Below are 3915 nucleotides of genomic sequence, written 5' to 3'. Positions count from 1 at the left end.
CCGGCGGTGAGAACGTCCGCCACCACGAGGTCGGGCAGCAGCGCACCGAGATCCGGGAGCATCTCGCTCGCGATGTGGGCGGCGCGGGCGTGGATCTTCGCCCCCGCGTCGCCGGCGTCGTCACCGAGCCGGGGCGCGAGCCCCTTCAACTCCACGACGGTCACACCGGGCAGATCGAGGCCGAGCCACCGTTCACCTGTGAAGACCACCGCGTCGTGCCCGGCATCCGCGAGCCGCAGCGACAACGCGATCGCCGGAATCGCATGACCCGCATCCGGCCCGGCCACCACCGCCACTCGCACGCGCACAGCCTGCCACATCCCGCGTACGTGGGACCGGCCACCACACCGTCGTGGGACGTCCCCTATCCCGCGAAGGTGTACAACTCGAATCCGGCAGCACGAGCGGCAGGAAAGCCCGGCAGCGGCGCGGACGATCGCTCCACCTGTTCGCGTGCCTGTTCCTCGGCGCTCCTGTCGTCGAGAGCCTCGAGATAACGGCGGTGCGCCGCGAGCGAGTCGACCGCCACCTCGACGGTGTCGGTCACGTCCACCGCATGAGTCGGAGAGGTCGTGTTCACCGCGACCCATCGCACCCCGGGCCAGGGCTCGAGACCGGCTTCCGTCAGTTCCGGGAAGATCCACTCGTTGGCCGCGTCGGCGACCGCGTCGAGCACGGACAGCCCGAGCGCGCGATGATCCGCGCTGTTGAGAAAGCCCGGGAACCAGGTGAGCCCGAAGTTCCCGGTCACCACCATCTCGGGCCGGTGTCGTCGGATGCTCGCGGCGATATCGCGTCGCAGGTCGAGGCCGGCGACGAGCTGCCCGTCGCGGTGGCCGAGGAACTCCACCGAGTCCACGCCCACGATCCGCGCGGATTCGCGTTCCTCCGCTTCCCGCAGGGGACCGCACTCCCGCGGGTGGAGACCGGCGATTCCGGCCTCCCCGCTCGTCGCGAGGACGTAGCGCACCTGCTTGCCCTGTCGGGTCCATCTCGCCACGGCCGCGGCGGCACCGTATTCGATGTCGTCGGGGTGCGCGGCGATCACGAGCCCGTGCTGCCAGTCCTCCGGTACCGCCTCCACAGCTGCCCCCTTCGTCCTACAGGTGCGTCAGGTCGTGCTTGTCACCTCCCGATACTGCCTTGTACAGCAGGTATCCGCCGAAGATCACCGCGCCGAGTACGAGAAAGCCGAACAGGTTGTCGAGCAGGGCGCCGAGCACGGCGAGACCGACCCATACCACCGCGACGATTCCTACGATCTTCCAGAACATGGGTACTCCCACCTCGATGCCGACCTCTTCCGTGCCGGACTCCGTTTGCTTGGTACGCCTCGATCCTGACAGCTCCGGAAGGGAAAAACACCAGGTCAGCGCAGATATCAGGGAAAGATCAGGGGACACCCGGAGGTGCACCCCGGTGTGACCTTCGGGCACCCGGACACGGGCCGATGACGTGCGGCACGCCGGTACGGCTTAGGCTCTACGGGTTCACCGTCCATATCAGAAGGCTGAGTAACCGTGTCCTCGTCCCGCCGTATCCCCGCGCGCGACCTCGCGCAGATCGCCGTCTTCGCCGCCCTGATCATCGCCCTGGGACTGCCCGGCCAGATCAGCATCGGATCGTCCGGCGTGCCCATCACGCTGCAGACCCTCGGTGTGATGCTCGCGGGTGCACTGCTCGGCGCGCGTAAGGGTGTCCTGTCGGTGCTCACCGTGATCGTGCTGGGACTGGCACTGCCCGTTCTCGCCGGCGGCCGCACGACCCTCACCTCGCTGGCCGGTCCCACGGTGGGCTTCCTCATCGGCTGGATTCCCGCCGTCGCCGTCATCGGCTGGCTGAGCATGAAGATGCTGCCGCGTTACCGCACGCTGCCCGGTGTGGCCGTCAACGTCCTCGGCGGCATCGTCGTGCTCTACGCCTTCGGTATCGCGGGTATGGTCCTGCGCACCGATCTCACGGTGTGGGCCGCGGCCGCCGCCAACGTCACCTTCCTGCCGGGCGATCTGGCCAAGGCGGTCGTCGCCGCCGCGGTCGCCGCCCAGGTGCACCGCGCCTATCCCGCGCTGGTGGCGCCGCGTATCGCGCACCGTCCCGCGGCGGACCCCGCCCACTGACCCGTCGGCCGTCGATGAGCGAGATCCGATTCCGGGGGGTGCGGCACGCCTACGGCGACCGCACCGTCCTCGACGGGGTCGACGTCGTCCTCACCGAACGACGCGTCGGCATCGTCGGCGCGAACGGCAGCGGCAAGTCGACGATGGCGCGGATGATCAACGGTCTGCTCGTCCCGTCGTCCGGATCGGTGACCGTCGACGGCCTCGATACGGCCCGCAAGGGCCGGGAGGTGCGCAAGAAGGTCGGTTTCGTCTTCACCGACCCGGATCACCAGATCGTCATGCCGACGGTGGCCGAGGACGTCGCCTTCTCGTTGCGGCGCAGCGGGCTCGGCAAGGAGGAACGTGAAGCCCGGGTGCGGCAGGTCCTCGCCGATTTCGGGCTCGCGGGACACCACGACCATCCCAGCCACCTGCTCTCGGGCGGCCAGAAGCAGTTGCTCGCGCTCGCCGCGATCATGGTGACCGACCCGGCGGTGCTCGTCGCCGACGAGCCGACGACCCTGCTCGACCTGCGGAACACGAAGCTCATCGCCCGTACGTTCGCGAGCCTGCCGCAGCAGGTGATCGCGGTGACGCACAACCTCGATCTGCTCACCGATTTCGACCGTGTCCTCGTGGTGGATTCGGGGCGGATCGTCGCCGACGACGAACCGGTCGCGGCACTGGCGCACTACCGGAACCTGATCGGGTGAACACTTTCGGCCTCTACCACCCGGGAACCTCCGTCCTGCACAGGATTCCGGCGGGGGCGAAGCTGCTCGCGGTCGCAGTGCTCATCCTCGTGCTGACCCTGTGGATCCGCCAGCCGTGGCAAGTGCTACCCGCCCTGGGTCTGGCCGTGCTCGCCTATGCCGCCGCGCGGATACCGCCGCGTCTCGCCGTCGTGCAGTTGCGTCCGCTGGTGTGGATGCTGGCGATCATCGCCGGCTTCCAGGTGCTCGTGGCCGGCTGGGAACGCGCGGTGGTGATCTGCGGATCGCTACTCGTGGCGGTCGCGCTGGCCGCCCTGGTGACTCTCACGACGCGGACCACCGACATGCTCGACGCGATCGTGCGCGCGGCACGTCCCCTCGCACGCGTCGGCGTCGACCCCGATCGGGTGGGCCTCGTGCTGGTGATGACCGTCCGCGCGATCCCACTGCTCGGCACCGTGGTCACCCGGGTGACCGAGGCACGCAGAGCGCGCGGCCTCGGCTTCTCGTTGCGGGCCCTCGTGGTTCCGGTGGTGGTGGGAGCATTGCGCACGGCCGAGGCGATGGGTGAGGCACTCGCCGCGCGGGGTGTCGACGACTGATGCATCCGCGCACTCAGCGGTAACGCTGCTCGATCTGCCCCACCTCGCGCCAGGACTGAGCCCAGCTCTCGAGCTTGTCGGACGTGGCGATCAGTTCGGCGCGGCGCCGGTCGAGCATCGCCAGCGAACGGTTGCCCTCGGCGGTCGCGGCGAGCCGGGCCGCGGCGGCCACGAGTTCCTCGAACTGGTCGACGCCCGTTCCGAGACGCTCGCCCGCGTCCGTGATGGCAGCGGACAGATGGGTCTTCGCGGCCGCACTGCCTCGCGCGGCGGATTCGAGGGCCACCACGTCCTCGACGACGGCGTCGAGTGCGGACGCGGCTGCGCGTGCGGCGTCGTCGATCTCGGCGAGGTCGTCGGAGGCCACGGAGTTCGATCTCACGAGCACACCGAGCAGGCGCCTGAGGCTCTCCTCGTTCGCCGCGAGTCGTTCCATCGGTGCGCGGGCAACCGAATCGGCTGGCGGGAGCGGCCGCCGGCGGGGGGGCGGGTGGGGGCGGG

Annotated in this window: 6 protein-coding genes and 1 pseudogene; 3 read left to right on the top strand and 4 right to left on the bottom strand. The window is 69.7% G+C overall.

Going from position 1 to position 3915, the window contains the following annotated elements:
- The 3 genes and pseudogenes from A8G18_RS22135 to A8G18_RS23160 all read right to left on the bottom strand — a co-directional run.
- Positions 1-302 (bottom strand): annotated as a pseudogene (locus tag A8G18_RS22135) (glycosyltransferase); the annotation flags it as partial.
- A gap of 62 nt (positions 303-364) precedes the next feature.
- Positions 365-1084, bottom strand: coding sequence for a PIG-L deacetylase family protein (locus tag A8G18_RS22130; protein ID WP_064065571.1), 720 nt, complete (start codon positions 1082-1084; stop codon positions 365-367).
- Positions 1085-1100: 16 nt separating this feature from the next.
- A complete protein-coding gene (locus A8G18_RS23160; protein WP_165369231.1) occupies positions 1101-1274 on the bottom strand; it encodes a hypothetical protein in 174 nt (57 codons plus the stop codon).
- Positions 1275-1520: 246 nt separating this feature from the next.
- On the opposite strand from A8G18_RS23160, the gene A8G18_RS22125 reads away from it, so the two are divergent.
- Genes A8G18_RS22125 through A8G18_RS22115 form a run of 3 tightly spaced genes read left to right on the top strand, consistent with a single transcriptional unit; the run spans position 1521 to position 3414 of the window.
- Positions 1521-2117 (top strand): biotin transporter BioY, encoded by a 597-nt coding sequence (locus A8G18_RS22125; RefSeq protein ID WP_064065570.1) that lies wholly within the window; start codon positions 1521-1523, stop codon positions 2115-2117.
- Between the two features lie 14 nt (positions 2118-2131).
- On the top strand, positions 2132-2812 hold the full coding sequence (locus A8G18_RS22120) for an energy-coupling factor ABC transporter ATP-binding protein (protein WP_064065569.1): 681 nt from the start codon (positions 2132-2134) through the stop codon (positions 2810-2812).
- Positions 2809-3414: an energy-coupling factor transporter transmembrane component T family protein gene (locus tag A8G18_RS22115; protein WP_064065568.1), complete on the top strand. Its 606-nt coding sequence runs from the start codon at positions 2809-2811 to the stop codon at positions 3412-3414. Before A8G18_RS22120 ends, A8G18_RS22115 begins: the two co-directional genes overlap by 4 nt.
- A 13-nt stretch (positions 3415-3427) precedes the next feature.
- Here the strand turns inward: A8G18_RS22115 and pspM are convergent.
- Positions 3428-3915, bottom strand: a 488-nt coding sequence (pspM, locus tag A8G18_RS22110) for a phage shock envelope stress response protein PspM (RefSeq protein ID WP_425337717.1), incomplete at its 5' end; no start/stop codon positions are given.

It is taken from the genome of Rhodococcus gordoniae (assembly GCF_001646655.1).
Classification (GTDB): Bacteria; Actinomycetota; Actinomycetes; order Mycobacteriales; family Mycobacteriaceae; genus Rhodococcus; species Rhodococcus gordoniae.
This window is presented reverse-complemented; position numbering and strand designations above follow the sequence as displayed.